At 62.3% G+C, this 22942-nt stretch carries 21 protein-coding genes; 10 read left to right on the top strand and 11 right to left on the bottom strand.

What is annotated here, in order from left to right:
* Positions 1-52 precede the first annotated feature (52 nt).
* From CHB90_RS27310 to frr, 6 genes are all read right to left on the bottom strand, one after another.
* The gene (locus tag CHB90_RS27310; RefSeq protein WP_281256095.1) at positions 53-184 is read right to left on the bottom strand and encodes a hypothetical protein; all 132 of its coding nucleotides are present in this window, start codon (positions 182-184) and stop codon (positions 53-55) included.
* Between the two features lie 85 nt (positions 185-269).
* Positions 270-1613 (bottom strand): RIP metalloprotease RseP, encoded by a 1344-nt coding sequence (gene rseP, locus CHB90_RS09895; protein ID WP_089277710.1) that lies wholly within the window; start codon positions 1611-1613, stop codon positions 270-272.
* Positions 1614-1627: 14 nt separating this feature from the next.
* The gene (gene dxr / locus CHB90_RS09890) at positions 1628-2803 is read right to left on the bottom strand and encodes a 1-deoxy-D-xylulose-5-phosphate reductoisomerase (protein ID WP_089277709.1); all 1176 of its coding nucleotides are present in this window, start codon (positions 2801-2803) and stop codon (positions 1628-1630) included.
* Positions 2800-3588 carry a phosphatidate cytidylyltransferase gene (locus CHB90_RS09885; protein WP_089277708.1) on the bottom strand — a complete coding sequence of 263 codons (789 nt, stop codon included), beginning with the start codon at positions 3586-3588 and terminating at the stop codon, positions 2800-2802. The genes dxr and CHB90_RS09885 overlap by 4 nt, the downstream gene beginning before the upstream one ends.
* The gene (locus tag CHB90_RS09880; protein ID WP_089277707.1) at positions 3585-4310 is read right to left on the bottom strand and encodes an undecaprenyl pyrophosphate synthase; all 726 of its coding nucleotides are present in this window, start codon (positions 4308-4310) and stop codon (positions 3585-3587) included. Before CHB90_RS09880 ends, CHB90_RS09885 begins: the two co-directional genes overlap by 4 nt.
* 235 nt (positions 4311-4545) lie before the next feature.
* Positions 4546-5109: a ribosome recycling factor gene (gene frr / locus CHB90_RS09875; RefSeq protein ID WP_089277706.1), complete on the bottom strand. Its 564-nt coding sequence runs from the start codon at positions 5107-5109 to the stop codon at positions 4546-4548.
* 175 nt (positions 5110-5284) lie between these two features.
* On the opposite strand from frr, the gene CHB90_RS09870 reads away from it, so the two are divergent.
* The gene (locus CHB90_RS09870) at positions 5285-6274 is read left to right on the top strand and encodes a GlxA family transcriptional regulator (RefSeq protein ID WP_089277705.1); all 990 of its coding nucleotides are present in this window, start codon (positions 5285-5287) and stop codon (positions 6272-6274) included.
* Between the two features lie 211 nt (positions 6275-6485).
* Here CHB90_RS09870 and pyrH read toward each other — a convergent pair whose 3' ends face one another.
* Positions 6486-7265 carry a UMP kinase gene (gene pyrH / locus CHB90_RS09865; RefSeq protein ID WP_089277704.1) on the bottom strand — a complete coding sequence of 260 codons (780 nt, stop codon included), beginning with the start codon at positions 7263-7265 and terminating at the stop codon, positions 6486-6488.
* A 110-nt stretch (positions 7266-7375) separates the two neighbouring features.
* Here pyrH and miaA point away from each other — a divergent pair, with 110 nt between their 5' ends.
* The 7 genes from miaA to CHB90_RS09830 all read left to right on the top strand — a co-directional run bounded on the left by miaA (position 7376) and on the right by CHB90_RS09830 (position 17455).
* Complete coding sequence (miaA, locus tag CHB90_RS09860; RefSeq protein ID WP_245823213.1) at positions 7376-8281, top strand: tRNA (adenosine(37)-N6)-dimethylallyltransferase MiaA; 906 nt, start codon at positions 7376-7378, stop codon at positions 8279-8281.
* The gene (locus CHB90_RS09855; protein ID WP_089277702.1) at positions 8281-9135 is read left to right on the top strand and encodes an AraC family transcriptional regulator; all 855 of its coding nucleotides are present in this window, start codon (positions 8281-8283) and stop codon (positions 9133-9135) included. Before miaA ends, CHB90_RS09855 begins: the two co-directional genes overlap by 1 nt.
* A 258-nt stretch (positions 9136-9393) precedes the next feature.
* Positions 9394-11055, top strand: a complete 1662-nt coding sequence (locus tag CHB90_RS09850; protein WP_089277772.1) for an ABC transporter substrate-binding protein — start codon at positions 9394-9396, stop codon at positions 11053-11055.
* Positions 11056-11187: 132 nt separating this feature from the next.
* Positions 11188-12324, top strand: a complete 1137-nt coding sequence (locus CHB90_RS09845) for an ABC transporter permease (RefSeq protein WP_089277701.1) — start codon at positions 11188-11190, stop codon at positions 12322-12324.
* Positions 12325-12334: 10 nt separating this feature from the next.
* On the top strand, positions 12335-13786 hold the full coding sequence (locus tag CHB90_RS09840; RefSeq protein ID WP_089277700.1) for an ABC transporter permease: 1452 nt from the start codon (positions 12335-12337) through the stop codon (positions 13784-13786).
* 102 nt (positions 13787-13888) lie between these two features.
* Positions 13889-15976 (top strand): dipeptide ABC transporter ATP-binding protein, encoded by a 2088-nt coding sequence (locus CHB90_RS09835; RefSeq protein WP_089277699.1) that lies wholly within the window; start codon positions 13889-13891, stop codon positions 15974-15976.
* Positions 15977-16036: 60 nt separating this feature from the next.
* Complete coding sequence (locus tag CHB90_RS09830) at positions 16037-17455, top strand: COG3904 family protein (protein WP_089277698.1); 1419 nt, start codon at positions 16037-16039, stop codon at positions 17453-17455.
* A gap of 157 nt (positions 17456-17612) precedes the next feature.
* Here CHB90_RS09830 and CHB90_RS09825 read toward each other — a convergent pair whose 3' ends face one another.
* Both CHB90_RS09825 and CHB90_RS09820 read right to left on the bottom strand, forming a co-directional pair.
* A complete protein-coding gene (locus CHB90_RS09825) occupies positions 17613-18455 on the bottom strand; it encodes a hypothetical protein (protein ID WP_089277697.1) in 843 nt (280 codons plus the stop codon).
* 213 nt (positions 18456-18668) lie between these two features.
* Positions 18669-19280 (bottom strand): lytic transglycosylase domain-containing protein, encoded by a 612-nt coding sequence (locus CHB90_RS09820; RefSeq protein ID WP_089277696.1) that lies wholly within the window; start codon positions 19278-19280, stop codon positions 18669-18671.
* A gap of 149 nt (positions 19281-19429) precedes the next feature.
* On the opposite strand from CHB90_RS09820, the gene ssb reads away from it, so the two are divergent.
* Together ssb and CHB90_RS09810 are read left to right on the top strand one after the other, a co-directional pair.
* Positions 19430-19963: a single-stranded DNA-binding protein gene (ssb, locus tag CHB90_RS09815; protein ID WP_089277695.1), complete on the top strand. Its 534-nt coding sequence runs from the start codon at positions 19430-19432 to the stop codon at positions 19961-19963.
* 194 nt (positions 19964-20157) lie between these two features.
* A complete protein-coding gene (locus CHB90_RS09810) occupies positions 20158-21219 on the top strand; it encodes a site-2 protease family protein (RefSeq protein ID WP_089277694.1) in 1062 nt (353 codons plus the stop codon).
* Between the two features lie 28 nt (positions 21220-21247).
* Here the strand turns inward: CHB90_RS09810 and aroB are convergent, their stop codons facing one another.
* Complete coding sequence (aroB, locus tag CHB90_RS09805; protein ID WP_089277693.1) at positions 21248-22360, bottom strand: 3-dehydroquinate synthase; 1113 nt, start codon at positions 22358-22360, stop codon at positions 21248-21250.
* Entirely contained in the window at positions 22360-22929 is a 570-nt protein-coding gene (locus CHB90_RS09800) for a shikimate kinase (RefSeq protein ID WP_089277692.1), read from the bottom strand. The genes aroB and CHB90_RS09800 overlap by 1 nt, the downstream gene beginning before the upstream one ends.
* Between the last annotated feature and the right edge of the window lie 13 nt (positions 22930-22942).

Here is a 22942-nt window from a genome sequence, read left to right as displayed (position 1 = left end):
GCTTGTCAAAAGCCCGTAGGCGCGAATTTAGACAACTGTCGCCTGACAGCGACTAGTGCATCATCAGGCCCAGCCATCCCCCGAAAAACAAGGCGAAGACGATGGTCGAGATGTACAGCAGCCGGTCCCAGTTAATGGTCACCAGCAAGCTCATACTGCGATAGCCCGCGTGAATCGTATGCATGGAATCGGTCCTCGGTTGCGTCAGTGCAGCCTTGATATGCCATGTGATTCAGGCAGGATTTTGACGGCACCTGCCCGAATTTATGTCAAGGACAGAACAAATCGTTGGAAAGTGCAAAGACCATCAACGAAAGCACAACAGTCAGCCCGATCGACATCAGGACCTTGAGCGCACGATCACTGGGCGGACGGCCCGACACGGCCTCATAGGCAAAGAACACCAGGTGTCCGCCGTCCAGCACAGGCACCGGAAACAGGTTCAGCAGGCCGACAGCCGTCGACAGGACCGCTATGAACCAGATGAAATTCGTGGTGCCTTGGCTGGCCATGTCGCCGCTGGTTTCGGCGATTCCAATCGGCCCCGACAGGTTGCAGGTGCTGATGGCACCGGTCGCCATGTGCCACAGACCCGACAGCGACCCTTCGATGATCCGGCCCACCTGCGTGAAACCAGATCCCAGCGCAGACCCGATTCCCGTCGCCTCGGTCGCTGGCTCAAAGGCGATACCGCCAACGATTCCGATACGGTAAAAGGTCTGGAAGCCTCCGCCCGGCTGCGGTTCATCCACGCGGCGCGGGGTCATTTCCTTGTCCAGAATCGCGCCATCTCGCCAAACAGTCAGCTGCAGCGTCGCGCCCTCAGACCCTTCGACCCGCGCCTTGAGTTGTTCAAAAGCGTAGATTTCTTCGCCGTCCACGGCAGTAATCACATCACCGGCGCGCAGGCCCGCGTCACCGGCGGCAGAGCGCGGCGCGATCTGGGTCGCCAGCGGCGGGTAGGTGTATGGGCCGGCCACGGTGACCTCACGCCCGTCGCGGGCAACGGTATAGTCCAGCGTCGGCTGGTGCGGCAGCGCGTCGAAATAGGCCCCCATTACAGCGCTGTCCTCGGAATCGGGCAGTTGGCTGCCCTCGATGGCAAGGATTCGGTCGCCGGTCTGAAGCTCTTGCTGCACCGGCAGTGGACGCAGGTCGCCCACTGTCAGCGGCTCTGCCAGTTCGCCACGGAACATGATCACGCCGGTAAAGATCAGGATCGACAGGGCAAAGTTGAACAGCGGCCCCGCCGCCACGGTCGCCGTGCGCGCCCAGAGCGGTGCACCGGACATGGTGCTGCGCATCTCATCCTTGCTCAGCCCTTCAACCGCCTCTTCGTCGACACCGCCAGAGGCGTTTGCATCGCCGCGGAACTTGACGTAGCCGCCAAAGGGAATCGCCGCGAGCTGCCACCTGGTGCCGTCGCGGTCCACGCGGGACCAGATCACCGGACCAAAGCCCAGGCTGAACACCTCGGGGAAAATGCCGGACTTCTTGCCGACGATGTAGTGCCCGTATTCATGGACCGCGATGATCACCGAAAGCGCGACCACGAAAAAGATCACGGTCCAGAGGGCTCCGCCGAACTGCGGAATAAATGTCGTCGGGTCCAAGCTGCGGGCTCCCTTTACCAGGTTTTTCGTTGCATGACCGCGTCGGCCTCTATGCGTGCGAGATGGTCTGCCTCGGCAACCATATCAAGGGTAATCCCGGCGGCATTGTGACCCGCTTGGGACGAAAGCCTGACCAGTACCTCTTCGACAACCTCGGCCATCCCGGGAAAAGAAATCCGGTGGTCGATAAAAGCATCCAGCGCCCGTTCCTTGGCCGCGTTGAAGACCGCGCCCATCAGCCCGCCCGCCTGCATGACCTCACGCGCCAGCCGTAGGGCGGGCCAGCGGGTCTCGCAGGGGTCGCGGAACGTGAGTTGGCCGAGCTTGACCAGGTCCAGCCGATCTACCGGCAGCGGCTTGCGCGTCGGGTGATGCAAGGCAAAGCCGATGGCGTGGCGCATATCCGGCGGGCCGACATGGGCCATCAGCGCACCGTCGGTAAACCCGACCAAGGCGTGAATCATCGATTCCGGGTGGACCACAGTTTCGATCTTCGCCGGATCCATTCCAAAGAACTCTCTGGTTTCAATGAGTTCCAGCGCCTTGTTGAACATTGAAGCAGAGTCGATGGTGATACGCTGGCCCATGGACCAGTTCGGATGTGTGGCGGCCTGCTCCGGGGTGGCGCGGACCAGTTCCTCTAGCGGCCAGTCGCGGAACGCGCCGCCGCTAGCAGTGATGATCACCCGTTCGACCGCCGCCAAGTCCTCACCGATAAGGGCCTGAAAGACCGCCGAATGTTCGCTGTCGACCGGCAGGATCTGACCGCCATGGGCGCGCGCGGTGCGCAGCATCAAGGGCCCGGCGCAGACCATACTTTCCTTGTTGGCCAGCGCCAGCGTGGCCCCCTGCTGCAAGGCACGCAGCCCCGGTTCCAGCCCCGCCGCCCCGACAATGGCGGACATGACCCAATCTGCGGGACGGCTGGCGGCCTCGACCAGGGCTGCACGTCCGGCGGCGGCCTCGACGCCACTGCCCGCAAGCGCGGCACGCAGGTCGCCCAGCCGATCCTCCTGTGCCGTAACGGCGACTTCGGCACTCAGGGCACGGGCATCCTGCGCCAGTTGGGCAATGTTGCCGCCACCTGTCAGCGCAACAACGCGGTAAGCGTCCCGATCCCGCGCAATCAGGTCGATCGTGTTTTGCCCGATCGACCCGGTCGCGCCAAAGATGGAGATTCGGCGGCTCAAAGCGCGCCCAGCAGGCTCAGGATCAAAAACAGCGAGGCCGCGCCGACAATGCCATCAAACCGGTCCATGAAACCGCCATGCCCCGGAATGAGGTCCGAGGCATCCTTGACCCCTGCCCGCCGTTTGATCGCGCTTTCGGCGATGTCCCCCAATTGCGAGGCCAGCGACAGGAACATCGCCGCAAACGTCCAGATCAGCACGATCCGCATCGGCAGACCCGCATTCAAAGCAAGTCCCGCGGCAAGGATCGCTGCCGCAATCCAGCCCGCGACGATCCCGGCCCAGGTCTTTTTCGGGCTGACGCGCGGCCAGAACTTGGGCCCGCCAAAGGCGCGCCCGGCAAAATACCCGGCAATGTCGGTGAGGATGACGATCCCCAGCAGCATCAGGATCAGATCGGGCTGCAAAACGGCAAAGGCCGCCAGCCACAGCCCGGACAGCAGCACCGCCCCGCCATAGAGAAAGCCGATCCACCAGCCGCGCCGTGCGATCAGGGCGAAACCGATGCACAGGCCCAGCAACACCAGACCGCTTTCCAGGGCGTCCGCCCGGCCCAGCCGGAAGATCCAGATAAACAGCGCCGTGACGGCCACCGCCGCCACAACCGGCAAGGCGCGGTGACGAGGGTCCAGCAAGTTGCACATTTCCCAGATCATCACGCCGGTCACACCTGCGATCAGAAACTGAAACGCGGTCGGCCCCGACAAAAACGCCCCCAGCGCCACTGCCAAAAGAACAACCGCAGACAATACGCGAATGCGTAGGTCACGCCACTTGTCGCTCATGCTTTCACGGCACCGAACCGGCGGTCGCGCTCTCCGAACTTGGCACACAGTCGCCCCAGTTCCTCGGCCCCGAAATCGGGCCAGAGCGTATCGAGAAATTCATATTCGGCATAGGCAGACTGCCAAAGCAGAAAGTTGGAAATCCGTGCCTCGCCACTGGTGCGGATCACCAGATCCGGATCGGGCAGGACATGGGTATCAAGGTAGCGCGGCAGGGTTTCAACGTCGATCTGTGCCGGGTCCAGCTTGCCCGCCTGCACATCCATCGCCAGCCGTTGCGCGGCGCGCGCCACCTCATCCCGACCGCCGTAGTTCAGCGCGATGGTCAGGTTGACGCCGGTGCAATGTTTGGTGAAATCCTCGGACTCGTCCATCAGCGCGCGCAGTTTGGCGTCCAGCCGAACGCGGTCGCCGATGAAGCGCACGCGCACGTTTTCCTTCACGAAGGCCTGCATCTCTTTCATGATGTACCGCCGGAACAGGCTCATCAGGCCGGCAACCTCTACCTGGGTCCGCTTCCAGTTTTCGGTCGAGAAGGCGAAGATCGTCAGGTATTTGACGCCGAAATCCGGGCAAGCCTCTACCACCTCGCGCACGCGGCGCGCGCCAGCATGATGCCCGAAAAGACGCGGACGCCCCCGCATGGTTGCCCAACGGCCATTGCCATCCATGATGATGGCCACGTGTTTCGGGCCAATCGTGTCTAGCATCGGTCTGGCCATCAAAATTCCTTCCAGGGCGCAATACGCCGCGACTACAGGCTTAACTCAACATGTCCGCCGATCCAAAGCAACGATACCGGCATGTGACTAGGCCAACTGTGCCATTCGCGAAAGACGACACTGTGGCCACGGCATGACGCAAGCGGAACACTGCACCTGACCTGCAACAGTCAACGCGCAGGCGCCGAGCAGCACACGGTGCCCCCGCGCCGCGCAGCTGTGCCAATGAACGGCGTCAGACCTGCATGATTTCCGCTTGTTTGGTCTCAAGCGCGTCGTCGACCTTCTTGATAAAGGTGTCAGTCATATCCTGAACTTCGGATTCCCAAAGTTTCTGGTCGTCCTCGCTCATGCCGTCAGCCTTGGCTTTCTTGATCTGTTCCATGCCGTCGCGACGGACGTTGCGGATCGAGACGCGGGCGTGTTCGGCGTATTGCGCCGCCACCTTGCCAAGTTCGCGGCGGCGTTCCTCGTTCAACTCGGGGATCGGCAACATGATAATGGTGCCGTTCAGTTGCGGGTTGATGCCCAGACCGGAATTGCGGATCGCTTTTTCGACCTTGCCGACCAGTCCCTTGTCCCAGACGTTGATAGTGACCATGCGCGGTTCGGGCACGTTCACGGTGCCAACCTGGTTGATCGGCGTCATCTGGCCATAGGCGTCGACCTGCACCGGCTCCAGCATCGAGGCCGAAGCGCGTCCGGTGCGCAGCGACGCAAATTCCGTGCGCAGGTTAGCCATGGCGCCATCCATGCGGCGCGACAGGTCAGCGGTATCGAGTTCGAAATCTTCGGACATCTTGGCCCCTCGTTGATCATTTGTGCTCGGGTAGCACTGGTTAGCCCGACCTTTACCGCAGATCAATCATGCTTGACCAGAGAGGCCGGTGCCCCCGGTGCCCGCCCCCGGAAACCGATCGTTAACCCGGGCGTGGCAAAACCAGCCGTGTTCAGCCGACCGGGTCCGCCGCAAAATGCACATCTGCCTGATCCTTTTTCCCGGCTTTCCAATGCTGGCCCATGTCCTCGCACGCGAGGTGTTGCAGCTGGCGAACGATTGCGCGGGCCAACATCTGTTTTCGGTCCAGACACGGACGGTCACGGGAACGGACGTGGTGGCCGCCGACGGAACGGCGGTGGCCGGAGATCAGCCAGATTGGCATGGGGCACAGGGATTTGATCTGGTGCTGCTTTGCGCGGGGCATGACCCGCTGAACGCCCTGCCGATGGGCCTGCGCGCCTTTCTCAACCGCGCCGAGGCGACGGGGGCCACCCTGGGCGGGCTGGATGGTGGCGCAGTGATCTTGGCCAGACTGGGCTATCTGACCGGGCGCACGGCAGTGCTGGACCATGCCGCGCTGACCCAACTGGACGATAAGGGCGACACCATCGCCCTGACAGAGGGGGCATTTTCCTGTGACCGGCAACGGCTGACAACGGCGGGCGGAATGGCCACCGGCGATGCGCTACTGGCCTGGATCGCACGGGCGCACAGCCCGGCATTGGCCGCGCGGGTGGCAGAGTCGCTTGCCCATGGTCGCATCGGTCAGGCAGGGGCGCAGCAGCGACTGGTGCAGGCCATCGACCCGCTGCTGGACCGGATGCAGGCGATCATGGCGGCACATATCGAACACCCAATCCCGGTTGAACGGGTCGCCGCCGAGCTGGAACTGAGCCCGAAACAGTTGCGCCTGCGCTGTCGCAAGGGGTTGGGGCAGACCCCGGCACAGGTCTACAATGGTCTCAGGCTGGACCGGGCGGCGCAGTTGATCTCGGCCACCGAACTGTCCGTGCAAGAGGTTGCGCGCGCGGCGGGCTTTGCCTCTCCATCGGCCTTTACCCGCAGCTATCGCGCCCGCTTTGGCGCCCCCCCGCGCAGCCAGCGCCGTGCGCGGCGAACGGGTGAACCCTTGGGTCAGACAAGCGCTGCGTGTGACGGGCAGCGCCGCGCGGGCGGATCATGACCATAACGCATCACGATGCGCGGATTGTCCTGCGGTACACGCGGACACCGGAGGAGCAGCCATGCCGGCAGTCCCCAAATCGGCAGTGGAGGCAGGGACACACCAGCGTGCGAGGGTCATGGGCCGCTGTCCCTGACGCAATCGCGACCGAACGCACCGCCGCCACAGTGTCCACGCCTGAGCAGGCAAACGCGGACCCAGACAGCGCCTGTCAGGCCGGGGACGGCCCCGGTCTGTCCGGCTGCGCGCGCGGGGCTTTCTCGCAGACGCGGGTGTAGGTGCCCTGCCCGGCAAGAATGCCGCGAAAGCCGCCCGGCTCGTCCAGTGAAAACACGATGATCGGCATGTCGTTGTCGCGCGCCAGCGCAATCGCCGAGGCATCCATGACCTTGAGGTTCTTTGACAGCACCTCGTCGAATGTCACCTGATCATAGCGCTTGGCGTCGGGATTGGTGCGCGGGTCACTGTCGTACACCCCGTCGGTTCCGTTCTTGCCCATGATGATCGCCTCGCAGGCCATCTCGTTGGCGCGCAGCGCCGCAGCGGTATCGGTTGTGAAATACGGGTTGCCGGTGCCGGCGGCAAAGATGCAGACCCGCTTTTTCTCCAGGTGGCGCACGGCCCGGCGGCGGATGTAGGGCTCTGCCACTTCGTCCATGCGGATCGCACTGATCACGCGGGTAAAGACCCCGACCCCCTCCAACGCGGACTGCATCGCCAGCGCGTTCATCACCGTGGCCAGCATGCCCATGTAGTCGGCCGTTGTGCGTTCCATCCCCTGCGCGCTGCCCGCCAACCCGCGAAAGATGTTGCCACCGCCGATCACCATACAGATCTCGACGCCCATTTCCTGAACCGATTTCACTTCGCGGGCGATGCGCTGCACCGTTGGCGGATGCAGGCCATAGCCCTGATCGCCCATCAATGCCTCGCCGGAAATCTTGAGCATGACACGTCTGTAGGTGGTTTGCGGGGTGCTGGCCTCGGTCATGTTGCGCTCCGTCGTGGGGGGGATATGATCGCGCGCATATGTGGCGGAAAACCGCTTGGGCTGCAATGGCCCAGCGGACTCCGGCAAGGGACATCGGGACAGGCTTCGGAATGCGTGACAAATCGGCAATCGAGGCATGCCTTGCGGCCTGCGCGCCGGATCGGCCCGTGCTGATCGCGGGACCGACCGCCAGCGGCAAATCGGCGCTGGCGCTGGCCATTGCAGAGGCGCAGGGCGGCGTCATCGTCAATGCCGATGCGATCCAGGTCTTTGCCGACTGGCGCGTGCTGACGGCCCGACCGTCCCCCGAGGAAGAGGCGCGCGCACCGCATGCCCTTTACGGACATGTGCCGGGCGACCAGCCCTATAGCCTGGGCGATTGGCTGCGTGAGGCGGCAGCATTTCTGGACGGGCCCTTAAGACCCATTTTTGTCGGTGGAACAGGGCTTTACCTGACGTCCTTGACCGAGGGTCTGGCCCAGATCCCGGCCACGCCACCGCATATCCGCACCGAGGGGGAGGCCCTGCTGGAAATCCACGGCTTGGCCGCAATGGTGTCCGATCTGGACCCGCAGTCCGCCGCGCGGATCGACCTGCGCAACCCGGCCCGAGTCGCTCGCGCATGGGAGGTCCTGCGCGCCACGGGACGCGGAATTGCCGCCTGGCAGGATGAGACCCCGCCCCCTCTGCTACCGCTGGCGCGCGCAACGGCATTTGTTGTCGATGCCCCAAAAGAATGGCTCACCCCAAGGATCGAGATGCGGTTCCGCCAGATGGTCGCACGCGGCGCACTGGAAGAGGCCCGCACCAACCGGCCTGGCTGGACCCCGGACCGGCCGTCGGCCAAGGCCATTGGCGCCGCCGAACTGATGGCGGTCATTGATGGAGAGATCACTCTGGACAAGGCCATAGACCGCGCCACGATCCTGACCCGCCAATTCGCCAAGCGCCAGCGGACGTGGTTTCGCGCCCGGATGGGTCCTTGGCACCATCTGACGGCACGGGAGCTGGCCTGATGTCGCGTCCCGGTTTCCTGCGAACCCCGATGCCGCCCGCCCCGCCAAAACCCAAGGGCCCGGTGCGCAGCGGGTCGTATGCGATGGAACTTCAGGGCGCGCCGTGGAAATTCACCCTGCTGCACGACCGCGAAGACGACGTCGTGCTTTGGGTCACCAAGGGACAGGGCCGCGTGGTGGTCAACGGCATCCGCCGCGGCATCTCTGTCAACAACGCGCTGTTTGTCCCGGCGGGCACGTTGTTTGCCATCGACATGCAGCAAGGCACACAGGCGCTGATGGTCCAAAGCCCGTCAGGGCTTAGCCCCTACCTGCCCCATGCCCCGCTTTTGCTACGCGTACGCAACAGCCTTGCGCAGGCCGAGCTGACCGGCACCATTGACGCGATGAACCGCGAAGTGACGCAGAACCGCGCAATGCTGCAAGAGGCGCTGGCAGCGCATGTCGGACTGATAGCCGTCTGGTTGCACCGTCAGGTGCAGGCGGGCGCAACCGATTCTCCCGCTGAAAGCGCGGCCCAGCGACTGGTGAGGCGCTATGCACGCGCCGTCGCGCAAGATTTCCGCAAGCCGCAGTTGATGGGCCAATACGCCGAGGCGCTGGACGTGACGCCAACGCATCTCAGCCGGGTCTGCCGCCTGTGTTGTGGCAAGACCGCCGCCGACATCCTGACCGAACGCAAGCTGCACGCCGCCCGGATGGCCCTGGAAAGCCCCAAACCGGCGGTCAAGGAGGTGGCGCGCGCACTGGGGTTCACCTCTCCGGCCTATTTCACCCGGTTCATCCAGAGCCACACCGGCCAGTCACCGTCAGCGCTGCGTGCGGCGAGCCGCCAACCAGCGGCCCGACCGTAACTCCTGCGGAACACAAAAAAAACTTGCCGGGTACCATGTTAGTGACTTGCACATAGGCGCGTGTCGCTTTTGAATAAGGCTGATGTCGCTTTTAGACCCCAAAAGGACGAAAGCGGGCGTTGACGGGACAAGGCTTCTCGTGCGGAATGATTTGCAGCGTGGGCATGGCCAAAGGGTGAAAGACAACAACCCGCACAGAAGCCAAGAAAGAGACCCCGGCTGAATAATAAATGTCACAGGGAGACTAGTATGACATCGATGGATCACCTGCAGCGGGTCCACCCGGCTGCAAAAATGTACGCGCGTGAACTCAAGCAAGGACTGCTTGACCGTCGCGAGTTTCTGGCGCGCACCACTGCGCTTGGCCTGACATCTGCGGCAGCCTACACGCTTGGCGGTTTGCAGCGTCCCGCAGAGGCTGCGGCGCATGTTCAGCAAGGCGGCACCATCCGCTACCAGATGGAAGTTCGCGCCCTGAAAGACCCGCGCACCTACGACTGGACCCAGATCGCGACCTTTACCGCTGGCTGGCTTGAGTATCTGGTTGAGTACAACAGCGACGGTTCCTTTGACCCGATGCTGCTGGAGAGCTGGGAAACCAACGACGACGCCACCGAATACACGCTGCATGTCCGCAAGGGCGTCAAGTGGAACAACGGCGACGATTTCACCGCCGAGGACGTGGCCCGCAACATCGCGATGTGGTGCGAAAGCGAGGTCGAGGGCAACTCGATGGCCGCGCGCATGGGCTCGTTGATCGACGAGACGACGAAAAAGGCATCCGAAGGCGCGATCACCGTTGTCGACAGCCACACCGTCAAGTTGATGGCAAACGTACCCGACATCTCACTGATCCCGGGGATGGCCGACTATCCCGCAGCCATCGTCCACAGCAGCCACGACCCGAACAACATGCTGGGCAACCCGATCGGCACCGGCTTCATGCTGCCCGAAAGCCACGAAGTCGGCGTCAAGGGCGTGCTGGTGCGCAACGAGGGCCACGACTGGTGGGGCTATGCGGCTGGCAAGGGCGGTTATATCGACCGGATCGAGTTCATCGACTACGGCACTGACCCGGCTGCGTTCATCGCCGCCTACGAGGCCGAAGAAATCGACATGAACTGGGAGTCTGTGGGTGAATTTGTCGACATCTTCGACGCCATCGGCCTGCAACGCTCGGAGATCCCGTCGGGCTTTACCATCGTGATCCGTCCCAACCAGTTGGCCGAAGACGCCAATGGCAACAAGATCTATGGCGACAAACGTGTGCGTCAGGCCTTGGCCATGGCCGTTGACAACAACATCTGCCTTGAGCTGGGCATGGCGGGATACGGCATTGTTGCCGACAACTGCCACGTCGGCCCCATGCACCCGGAGCACGATCCGTCCGTGACCCGCATTCCCTATGATCCGGCCAAGGCGCTTGAGCTGATCAAAGAGGCCGGCATGGAGGACTTTGAGCATGAGGTCCAGTCGATCGACGATGACTGGCGCCGCAACACCACCGCCGCAATGGTGGCGCAACTGAACGATGCGGGCATCAAGGCAAGGCACACAGTTCTGCCCGGCTCGACCTTCTGGAACGACTGGACCAAATATCCGTTCTCGTCGACCAACTGGAACCACCGTCCGCTGGGAACCCAAACCTTGGCGCTGGCCTATAAATCCGGTGAAGCTTGGAACGAGTCGGGCTTTGCCAACGAAGAGTTCGACACACTGCTGGCAGAGGCCAACTCTATCGCGGATGCAGACGCGCGCCGCACGGTGATGGGCAAACTGCAAGCGATCATGATCGACGAAGGTGTGACCGTTCAGCCCTACTGGCGGACCGCGATCCGCCACCACAGGGAAAACCTGGTGGGTGTGGACAAGCACATCGCCGATCTGCCCCAGATCTACAAGTTTGGGTTCAAGGCCTGACCGGCCGCCAAACACAGGGCCGCGCGGACAACCGCGCGGCCCTTTTCGCCTCGGTCCGCGCGATACAAGCGGACCTCAGCAAGAAAGAGCGGTCGGCAATGCATCGGTCGTTCCCCAGCAACAGGGGCTGACATGGGTCTATTCATTCTCAGGCGGATCGGGGTCATGCTCCTGACCGCCTTCTGCCTGACATTCCTCGTTTTCGTGATGACGAACCTCTATCCCAATCTGGAAAAGCTCGCCAAATCCGAAGGCAATTTCAGGATGACGGATATCGAGGTCGCCACCTGGCTGTCCAGCAATGGCTATCGGTCGCCACTGGATCCACAGGTGCTGGAGGATTTCCGCAGCGACAAGATCACGCTTGAAGAGGCGTCCGCCAAAGTGAACACCGGCTTCGACCCGCGCATCTTCCGCAACTATGCGGAATGGATCGGTGTCTATCCGGGCTGGACCGGAGAAAGCCGCGACGGCGTCCCGCGCGGCCGGTGCATCCTGCCCGGCACCGACCCGGCAGAGGCCCCCACCTTCTGCGGGATCCTGCAAGGCAAATGGGGGTGGTCGACCGTGGCCAAGACGCCAGTGTCAGAGGCGCTTGGCACCCGGATCGGCAACACCGGCTTTTTGATGCTTTGCGTCATGTTGCTGATGGTGCCCTCAGCCCTGATCGTGGGCGTGCTGGCCGGCATGCGCGAGGGATCGGCCCTTGACCGGTCGCTGTCGACCTTTTCGATCACCACGACGGCGACGCCGGAATATGTCTCTGGTGTTTTGTTCATCGCGATCTTCACCTCGTCTGCCGTGGGCCTGAAATGGTTCAAGGGCACCGCCACCAGCGCAATGGACAACGCGACGTTCGAGAACTTCTTTCTGCCGGTGCTGACCATTGCCCTCTATGGCATGGGCTACATCGCCCGGATGACGCGCGCCTCGATGGCCGAGGTCATGACCGCGCAATACATCCGCACCGCGCGCCTGAAAGGGGTGAGTTTCGGCAACATCGTCATGAAACACGCGCTGCGCAACGCGCTGATCGCGCCGTTTACGGTGATCATGCTGCAATTCCCGTGGCTGCTGAATGGTGTCGTCATCGTCGAGACCCTGTTTCAGTACAAGGGCGTCGGCTGGGAACTGGTCCGCGCGGCGGGCAACAACGACATCGAGATGTTGCTGGCGATTTCGGTTGTGTCCGTCTTCGTCGTCCTGGTGACACAGCTGATTTCCGACATCGGCTATGTCTATCTGAACCCGCGCATCAGCGTCACCTGAGGAGGCATCCATGGACCCTTTAACCTGGACCGGCTCCCTGGGGAGCATCCTGAACCCGATCCTGACCATCCTGTTGCCCGTCTTTGCGGTGGCACTGGTGGCGCGGATCTTTTTGTCTTTCTTCGAGCCGGATACCGGCATCCAGACCAACCCCGACGGCACGATCATGGCCACCGGCGGCATCTGGGGGCTGTCGGCAAAGCTGGTGAACTGGCTGGGGCTGGCGGTTCTCATTCTGGCGCTGGCCTATCTGATCCTTGGTGCCGTGCTGGGCACTGGCGCGGGCATCGTGGGGGGCATCAGCCGCCAATTCCTACCGGTCTGGATCGCCCTCGTTGCCACCTATGTCGCGTCGATCCACTACAAGCGAAGGCTGGGCCTGTATGGCAAGCTGTTCGATTCGATGATCGGGATGATCGGGTTCGGCATCGTCATGTTCTGGGTCTATACAGCGATCTTTTACGGTGTCTTCGACTGGATCGCCACGCATGACCCGCTGGGGCAGGCCTCGGGGATGAAAAACAAGGTGCCCGGCACACCCCTGCGCGGCGCAGAGGACGGCGATTTTCAGTGGTATCTGTTTGGCGGTGACAACCTTGCGCGCGACATCTTCAGCCGCGTGGTTGCCGGATCGACCATTGTTGTGGCCATCGCGCCGCTGGCGACGCTGTTTGCCTTTATGGTCGGCATCACGCTGGGTCTGCCGGCAGGCTTTTACGGCGGGCGTCTGGACACCGCGCTCAGCTTTGTCGCCAACCTGATCCTCGCCTTTCCGGTGATCCTGCTGTTCTACCTGCTGGTCACGCCAGAGATCGTGGCAACAGGTCTGCCGCAATTCATGGCGGTGGTACTGTTCCTGTTCCCGTTGATCTTTTCGGGCGTGCTGATCCACTCGCGCTACCGGACCCAGCCAAGCAAGAACTACCTCTATCTTGCGATTGTTCTGATCCCGATGCTGCTGATCTACCTGTCGCTGATCAACAACCCCGATCCCTCGTCCAGCAAGATCACGTTCTGGCCGCTGGACTTCTTCGACATTCCAGGCGGCGTTCTGGTGGTGTTTGTCTCAGTGGTCTTCGTCAACTCTCCCACGGTGTTCCGCATCGTGCGGGGCCTGACCATGGACATCAAGACACGCGATTATGTGGCAGCGGCGCAGACCCGTGGGGAACGCCCGTGGTACATCATGCTGTGGGAGATCCTGCCCAACGCGCGTGGGCCGCTGATCGTCGATTTCTGCCTGCGCATCGGCTACACCACGATCCTTTTGGGGACTTTGGGGTTCTTTGGCCTCGGCCTGCCGCCGGAATCGCCCGACTGGGGCTCGACGATCAACGAGGGGCGCAAGCTGCTGTCGATCTACCTGCACCCTGCGCTGCCGCCTGCGCTGTCGCTGTTGTCGCTGGTTCTGGGTTTGAACCTGCTGGCGGACGGACTGCGCGAAGAAAGCTTGCGTGACTGATGACGGTTGGGCTGGGGGCGCTGCCCCCAGACCCCCGGAGGTATTTGGGCCAAGAAGAAGCGCAAGACGTTTCGTGGCCTCTCCTACAGGGAGCACTGTGACATGAAAGACGACTATGACGGGCCGATCCTGGAGATCGACAACCTCTCTATTTCCTTCTTTACCCGCCTGCGCGAAATCCCCGCCGTGATGGATTTCTCGGTCAAGGTCCAGCCGGGAGAGGCCGTTGGCCTTGTCGGTGAATCCGGCTGCGGAAAATCCACCGTGGCGCTGGGGGTCATGCAGGACCTGGGCAAAAACGGACGCATTGTCGGCGGCTCGATCCGGTTCAAGGGCCGCAACCTGAACGAGATGAGCCAGGAAGAACTGCGTGAGATCCGCGGTTCTGAGATCGCCATGATCTATCAGGAACCCATGGCCTCGCTGAACCCGGCGATGAAAGTGGCCCAACAGCTGATGGAAGTGCCGATGATCCACAAGGGAGTCGGCAAGGAAGACGCCTATGCCCGCGCGCTGCAGGTGGTCACGGACGTCAAACTGCCGGACCCCAAGCGTATCCTCGACAGCTATCCTCACCAACTGTCGGGCGGCCAACAGCAGCGTATCGTGATCGCGCTGGCGTTGATGGCGGAGCCCGCGTTGCTGATCCTGGATGAGCCGACAACCGCGTTGGATGTGACGGTCGAGGCGGCGGTGGTCGAATTGGTCAAGGAGTTGGGCAAGAAATACGGCACCTCGATGCTGTTCATTTCGCACAACCTTGGGCTGGTACTGGAAACCTGTGACCGGATCTGCGTGATGTATTCCGGCGAGGCGGTTGAAACCGGCAGCATCGAAGACGTGTTCGACGAGATGCAGCATCCCTATACGCAGGCGCTGTTCCGCTCGATCCCCCTACCGGGTGCCGACAAGAACGCCAGCCCGCTGGTGGCTATTCCGGGCAACTTTCCCCTGCCCCATGAACGCCCGCCGGGCTGCAATTTTGGCCCGCGCTGCGACTATTTCGAGGCCGGACGCTGTGATGCGGTAGAGCGGGTGCCGATGTCCAAGATACCCGGCAACGACCGACACAACTCGCGCTGTCTGCGGATCGAGGAAATCGATTGGGCCGCACCGCCACAGAACGTCAAGTCCACCGAAAAGCCCGCCCCGGGCAAGGTTGTCCTGAAAATGGATGAGCTCAAGAAATACTATGAGGTGGCCGCAAACGCGCTGTTCGGCAGCTCTGGCGAAAAGAAAGTGGTCAAGGCCAATGAGACCCTGAGCTTTGAGGCCCGCGAATCCGAAACGCTGGCCATCGTGGGGGAATCCGGCTGCGGCAAGTCAACCTTTGCCAAGGTGCTGATGGGGCTGGAGACGGCGACCGGCGGGCAGATCCTGCTGGACAACCGCAACATCGAAAGCACCCCGATCGAAAAGCGCGATACCAAGACCATCGCTGACGTGCAGATGGTGTTCCAGAACCCGTTCGACACGCTGAACCCGTCGATGTCCGTCGGGCGGCAGATCATGCGGGCATTGGAGATCTTTGACTTCGGCGATTCAGACAGTGCACGCCGCGAAGAAATGTTGCGCCTGCTGGATCTGGTGAAGCTGCCGCGCGCCTTTGCCGAACGTATGCCGCGCCAACTGTCGGGCGGGCAAAAACAGCGCGTCGGCATCGCACGGGCTTTTTCCGGCGGTGCGCGCATCGTGGTCGCGGATGAGCCCGTCTCGGCGCTGGACGTGTCGGTGCAGGCGGCAGTGACAGATCTGCTGATGGAAATCCAGCGTGAGCAAAAGACCACTTTGCTGTTCATCAGTCACGACCTGTCGATTGTGCGCTATCTCAGCGACCGCGTCATGGTGATGTATCTGGGCCATGTGGTGGAACTGGGTTCGACCGATCAGGTCTTCTCCCCGCCCTACCATCCCTACACAGAGGCGCTGTTGTCTGCGGTGCCCATCGCCGATACCCGCGTCAAGAAAAAGCACATCGTGCTGGAGGGAGACATTCCTTCGGCGATGAATCCGCCGCCGGGGTGCCCGTTCCAGACGCGCTGCGGCTGGAAAGACAAGGTTCCCGGGGGCCTGTGCGAGAAAGAGGTGCCGCCGGTGCGCGTCGTGGCAGATGGCCATCAGATCAAGTGCCACCTGTCCGATGTGGATTTCGCCAACATGGAGCCAGTCATCCAGATCGCGGCGGAATGATACCCCCCACGGGCGCGCAGTTTGTTTTGGGACTGCACGCCCCTTCTGCATAGGAATGGCATGATGCGTTTTGTCTGGTTGCTTGTGGGTTTTCTGGCTGCCGCAGTCTTTGCCGACACGGCAGAGGCCGCCCGGATCACGGCTGGCAAGGCCGGTCTGTGCCGCGTCACGCTTGAGGGTGAAATCGCCCCCGGCGACGTCGAGAAACTGCGCGCCGCGCCGATGGACAGACCGATCTGGTGGTCGAACTTTGAGGATGGCAGTTGGGCCGCGCTCTGTCTGGACAGTCCCGGCGGTAGTCTGTCCAGCGGACTGGAGCTGGCGCGCTATGTGTTGGACAACCGCATCGGAACGGTCATCGACGATGGTGCGGACTGTCTGTCAGCCTGCGCGCTGGTCTTTATGTTCGGGACGGCGCATCAGCACGAATCCGTCGCCCTCACCAACCGCCGTCTGCATGTGGGGGGGCGTCTGGGGTTTCACCAACCGGATCTGACACTGGATCGCAGCCGCAACTACAGCGTCGACGATGTGGCTGCCGCCTTTGACCTTGCCATTGAGGCGACGCTGAATTTCCTCGCCCTCGCCGCGCGGCCCCGTCCCGACACACCGCGCCCTTTTGTGGACGGCGACCTGCTTGAGGCGATGCTACAGCACAAGGGACAGGAGTTCTTTGAGATCGATACGGTGAACAAGGCCGGGCGATGGGACATCGCCTTGTTCGGCTTTACCCCGCCGCAATTGACCAACGAGGGCATGATCTACGCCTGCCAGAACATGACCGGATGGACTGCACGGCTGGAACAGGATCAGTTGCCCTATCAGCCGGACGGCTACAGCCACAGCATCGATGCGACGCAGGGTCAGGACGGATTTGCCGACGGTCAACGGTTCAAGGTCGATTTCTCAGGAATGATGACGTATGCCTGCGAAGTCGGTCTGCGCGCCATCTATCAGGGCGGCACGCAGGCGGTACTTTGCGGCTACCGCGAGAATCTTTCGGCGCAGGTTGGCCCCGACACTTGCCTGCAAGGCACTGAAGCGCCGGGCCGCTGGCCGGTGATCCCGCCCGCCGCGCTGCTGCCGGCAAAGACAACCCTGAAGGAACTCAAGGCGGCCCGTGGCACCGGCGAAACGGCCCGCGTGCTGTCGGACACGCCTTGCATGTCATCTACCGGCCGCGCGCGGGTCACCAACGTACAGTCCTTTACATCGCTGCGGCAAGTCATGTCCCATGACGCCGCGCGTCTGGCCGAACTGCCTCTGGGCAGCAGCTATGAGATTCCCAGCGTGCCGGATGCCGATTTCAGACATCCGCGCCATCAGGCGTGTGTGGCGTTGTGCCAAAGGGCCGAATTGGGCGAACCCTATGACAGCGCCGCACTGCAATCTTGCATCGACACGGACTGGATGTGGTTCCAGATCAAGACCCCGTCAGGACAAAGCGGTTACGCCAGCGCCCGGTATCTGGCGTATTGAGACCGGGACCGCCCTGCGCGAAAGGCGCTTGCACCGGCCCGTTCAGGAAGCTCGACAAGGCGGGTGACACAGGTCTGGCGGCTAGAGCAAAGGAAGCACCGACTGTGATCATCGTGCTTGCACCGCGACTGTCGCGAAGGCTCTGCTCTGCCTGAGATCAAATCAGCCCTTCGACGGCCTTGGCTCCGCCATCCCGCGATTTGCGGATGTAGTAGGGCGAGATCGTGGAATGGACCAGCAAGGCGCGTTGATGTTTGATGGTGATCGACCGCTCAAACCGGAAATCCGTCACCGAGTCGTAGATGCCGCTGCATCTGACCTCAATTTCCTCATCCTCGATCAGGAGACGCACCGCCGTGCCGCGAATATCGGCAAGAGCCGCGTCAAAAGCCATCGTGTCGATCGGATGAAACCGACATCCACCCCGGCCTAGCGTGACAACCAGACCGTCGATTACCTTGTCCCCGACCTTCAGATCCGCCGGTATGCGACATGCCTTGCGGTTATACAGCAGCGCCATGATCCAGCGGAATCCGCTGTCGATCAGCACCAGCATCGAAATGAAACCGACCATGGCAAAGACCACGGCCCCGGCAGCAAACAGCTTTTCCTCTTCGGCGCGTTTATTGACCTCTGACCAGCTGAACCCCTTTTCGTCGAAGAACCCGCCGCTGCGCCCCTGCTGCCCGTTCTGAAAGATGGACTTTCCGTTGTCGACGCAGGCCAACATGCTTTGCTCATCAAGTTTGCGCAGCAAGGCAGACAATCGCGCCGGCTGAAACGCGGCCCCGCCGGCCAACCGCTCTGCCTCTGCCAGAACATCGACCGCAACGGGTGAAATGCTGTGCAACCCGCTATCCTTAAGGGTGTTGAGGATCCGCGCCTCAGAGACAGACAGCATCTGTTGGGCCAGCCGGGCAGACATCGCAGGCGGCAGGTCCGGCAGGTCCACCGGCAAGGCCGCAAGGGTGCGGGCAACGGCCATGAGATCCGGCGGCATCTGACAGTTTTGCGCCGCAGCCGACCCAGGCACGCCCCCAGCAACAATAGCCAGCCAGAGGGCCAGAGGCATCATTCGCATACCGCGACACATCAAACAGAAAAGGGCAACCATCATCCACCGTTCCCGCACTACCGGCGTCCACGGCGATCACTCTGACAGCAAAGCCATAACCAAGGTTTAAGCCGCACCAATTCCGGTGCGCCCAAACGGTCAGCTGCCCCAGATCTTTTTCACATAGTTCTTGGTCTCGCGGTATGGCGGCACGCCGCCGTGTTTGATCACCGCTCCGGGTCCGGCATTGTATGCCGCCAAGGCAAGCCGCCAAGTTCCAAACTTGGCATATTGCTGCTTGAGATACCGCGCGCCACCTTCCAGGTTTTGTTGCGGGTCGTTCGGATTGACCCCCAACAACGCGGCGGTGCCGGGCATCAACTGCGCCAGACCAATGGCGCCCTTGTGCGACTTTGCCTTGGGGTTGAACCGCGATTCCTGCATCACCAGACGCAGGAACAAGTCCTCGGGGACACCATGCTTGCGCGCCGCCGTGCGGGCCATGGCCACATATTCACCTTTGTAACGTCCGCGATAGACCGGCAGATCACCATCCGTTCCCGACCCCCACTTTGTCGGCGTGACAACCTTGGGCGGTTGCAGTCGGACAGAGCTTTTGTATTGCTGGGCTGCGCGGTTATCCAGAACCTTGGTCTGGCTGCTGAACAGCAGCGACCTGCTTTTGGACGACAGAACCTCGGCCCCGGCGCTGCCGGCCAGTCCCACAAACGCAATTACGAACCCTGCCGCGCGAATTGCCTGTTTTACCATGCCACTGTCCCCCGCATCTTAACACTACAGGGCCGACTATACTCATTTCCCAGTTTTTCGCCAGTGCTCCCGGCGCGCCCCTTCCGCCCGGTTCCATGGCTGGTATAGGGTCGGCGGACAGGCGCCGAAAAGATTCGAAGGGGAAAGACATGGCTGGTTCCGTGAACAAGGTGATCATCGTGGGTAATCTAGGGAGAGACCCCGAAGTGCGCACCTTCCAGAACGGCGGCAAGGTCTGCAACCTGCGCATCGCCACCTCGGAGAACTGGAAGGACCGCAGCACCGGCGAGCGCCGTGAACGGACCGAATGGCATTCCGTGGCGATCTTCCAAGAGGGTCTGGTGCGGGTGGCAGAACAATATCTGCGCAAGGGCTCCAAGGTCTACATCGAGGGCCAGTTGCAGACACGCAAATGGCAGGACCAATCCGGGCAGGACCGTTATTCCACAGAGGTCGTCTTGCAGGGCTTTGGCGGAACACTGGTGATGCTGGACGGTCGCGATGGCGGCGGTGGTGGTGGTCGTGGCGATGGCGGTGGTCGCAGTGATGACGGCTACCCGGGCGGTTACGACGATCCCGGCTATGGCGGTGGATCGAGTGGTGGTTCTGGTGGCGGGTCCGGTGGCGGCTCTGGCCCCTCGCGCGCGCCATCACGCGACATCGACGACGAAATCCCGTTCTAGAACGGGCTGCGCGCCCCAAGGCCACGCAGCACACTGCAACTGAAACGCCCGACGTAGCAGCCCTGCCCGTCGGGCGTTTTGTTTTTTGCGCGCGACGTGTCAGCGCAACCCCAAGGCAAATTCCCGCACCCGCTGGCACGCTGAGGGAACGCACCTTATCTCAACGGTGACCCAGCTTCCCGACAGGAGACGACATGACTTGGACTTTTCGCCTTGGCCACCTCCTTGGCTCTGAACTGCGCGTGCACGCCACGTTTTTCCTGTTGCTGGCCTGGGTGGCGGCAGCGGCATGGGCAGAAAGCGGTCCTGCGGCGGCGCTGGACAATACGCTGTTTGTCTTGATCCTCTTTGGCTGCGTGGTCGCGCATGAATACGGCCACGCGTTGATGGCGCGGCGCTACGGCATCCGCACGCCGGACATCACCTTGTTGCCGATCGGCGGCATGGCCCGGTTGGAGCGGATGCCTGAAAAACCGGGACAGGAGATCGCCGTGGCGCTGGCAGGTCCGGCCGTCAACGTGGTGATCTGGGCGGTCCTGATCGTGCTTGGTGCCTCGACAGAGATGGGGGCGCTGACCGACCCCTCAAATCCCCAGGAATTCATGGGCCGATTGGCGGCGGTGAACCTGTTTCTTGCCCTGTTCAACCTGATTCCGGCCTTTCCGATGGATGGCGGACGGGTGCTGCGTGCGCTGTTGTCGCTGCGCACTGACCGGGTGCGCGCCACACGGATTGCGGCAACGGCGGGCCAAATTGTGGCGTTTCTTTTTGGTTTCCTTGGCTTGACCTCGGGAAATCTGATCTTGCTGCTGATCGCGCTTTTCGTCTTCATGGCCGCCCAGGCAGAGGCGCGCGATGTGGAAAGCCGTGATCTCGCAGAAGGATTGCACCTGCGGGACGCAATGATCACCAGTTTTGAGAGCCTTGCACCCGCAGACCCGATGCATGTTGCCGCCCAGACCCTGATCCGCACCACCCAGCACGAATTTCCGGTGCTCGACGCAGACAGGCGACTGGCCGGTTTCCTGACCCGGCAGGCGCTGTTTCATGCGATGGCCGACGGACAGACCGCGCAACCCGTGGGAGACGTCATGACCCAGGTGCCGAGCCTGCCGCTTGCCGCGCCGTTGGCACAGGCACTGGACGCCCTGCAACAGGCGCCCGCCGTGGCGGCAACGGATCAGACCGGTCATATGATCGGCTATGTCACTTCAGAGAACATCGGTGAGATGATGGTTCTGCGGTCACGAAAATAAGGACGGTATCCGACGCAGGCCAACCCGATCAGCGCGCCGCGAGCTGGTCTTGCAACAGCGTCAGGACCGCATCCGACGGGACATCGGAGGTGACAAAAGCCTGTCCGATGCCGCGTGCAAGGATAAACCGCAACTGACCGTCGATCACCTTCTTGTCCTGTCCCATCAGGTCCAGCAGCGTCCCGGCATCCGGAAGATCGCCGGGGATGTCCTTGAGATCACAGCGCATTCCGCTGGATTTCAACAAGGCGCGCACGCGGCTGGGGTCTTCTTGCGCACACAGACCCAGACGGGCGGACAGCTCAAACGCCAGCGCACAGCCGATTGCCACACCCTCACCGTGCAAAAGCCGGTCGGAATAGCCGGTGGCGGCCTCCAACGCGTGACAAAACGTATGCCCAAGGTTCAAAAGCGCACGGTCACCCTGTTCGGTCTCATCCCGCAGCACAATCTCGGCCTTCATCTGGACGGAACGTTTCACCGCAAAGGCCCGCGCGGCGCGGTCGCCGCCTGCGGCACGCGCGCCGTTCTGTTCCAGCCAGGCAAAAAACGCCGCATCGCCCAGCATGCCGTATTTCACAACCTCGCCGTAGCCAGCCAGGTAGTCGCGCGGCGTCAGCGTATCCAGGACACCAATGTCGGCGAGCACCAACGCGGGTTGGTGAAAAGCGCCGATCAGGTTCTTGCCCTGCGGCGCGTTGATTCCGGTCTTGCCGCCCACAGAACTGTCAACCTGCGCCAATAGAGAGGTCGGGATCTGCACAAAACGCACGCCCCGCCGCAGCACGGCGGCGGCAAACCCCACAAGATCGCCGATCACGCCGCCACCAAGGGCAACAACGACATCGCGCCGCTCGACTTTTTGCTCCAGCAGCCATTCAACCGTCCGCGTGAACTGCGGCCAGCTTTTGGTGGATTCACCCGGCGGCAGGGTCAGCGCGACCATCGCGATCCCTTCGGACGCCAGGGCTGATTCCAGTGTCGCCAGATGCGCCGCCTCTACGGTTTCGTCGCTGACCACGGCAACACGCGGGCGGTGCAACAGCGGCGCGATCTCTGCCCCCGCGCCCGCCAACAAGCCCTCACCGATGCGCACGTCATATTCGCGCCCCGGCAGCGGGACAGTCACAGTTTCGATCATCACAGTTTCTCCAACACATCCGGGCGGCTTTCCAGCAGCGCGGCGGACACCCGCCGCGCCATCTGGTCCAGCGTCGTCGACGGGGTCGAGGGCACGGTCACATCCGCTTGACGGTAGATCGGCACACGCGCCTCGTACAGACGACTCAGCGTGCCCTTGGGATCAGGTGTCCGCAGCAAGGGCCGCGTGTCCTTGTGCCGGACGCGATCCCACAACAGGTCCAGATTGGCATCCAACCAGATCGAAACCCCCATCCGAGAGATCATTTCGCGATTTCCCGCCGCCAAAAAGGCCCCGCCGCCGGTCGACAGCACGCCGGGCTCGCCCTCCAGCAGGCGTTCGATCACCTGGCTTTCCTTGCGTCTGAAAAACGGCTCGCCATCGCGGGCAAAGATCTCGGCGATGGTCATGTTGGCGGCTTCTTCGATCTCATGATCCGAATCGCGAAACACAACACCCAGTTGCGCCGCGAGCGTCCGTCCGACTGCCGTCTTTCCAGCGCCCATCATTCCCACAAAGACAATTGTCTTGTGCAGGATCAAACCCTTGTGAACCGTGCCTTCGGCCATCCTTCGCCCATCG

This window comes from Antarctobacter heliothermus, from assembly GCF_900188425.1.
GTDB lineage: Bacteria > Pseudomonadota > Alphaproteobacteria > Rhodobacterales > Rhodobacteraceae > Antarctobacter > Antarctobacter heliothermus.
Note: the sequence above shows the minus strand (reverse complement) of the source record. Positions and strands in the feature narration are given on the sequence as shown.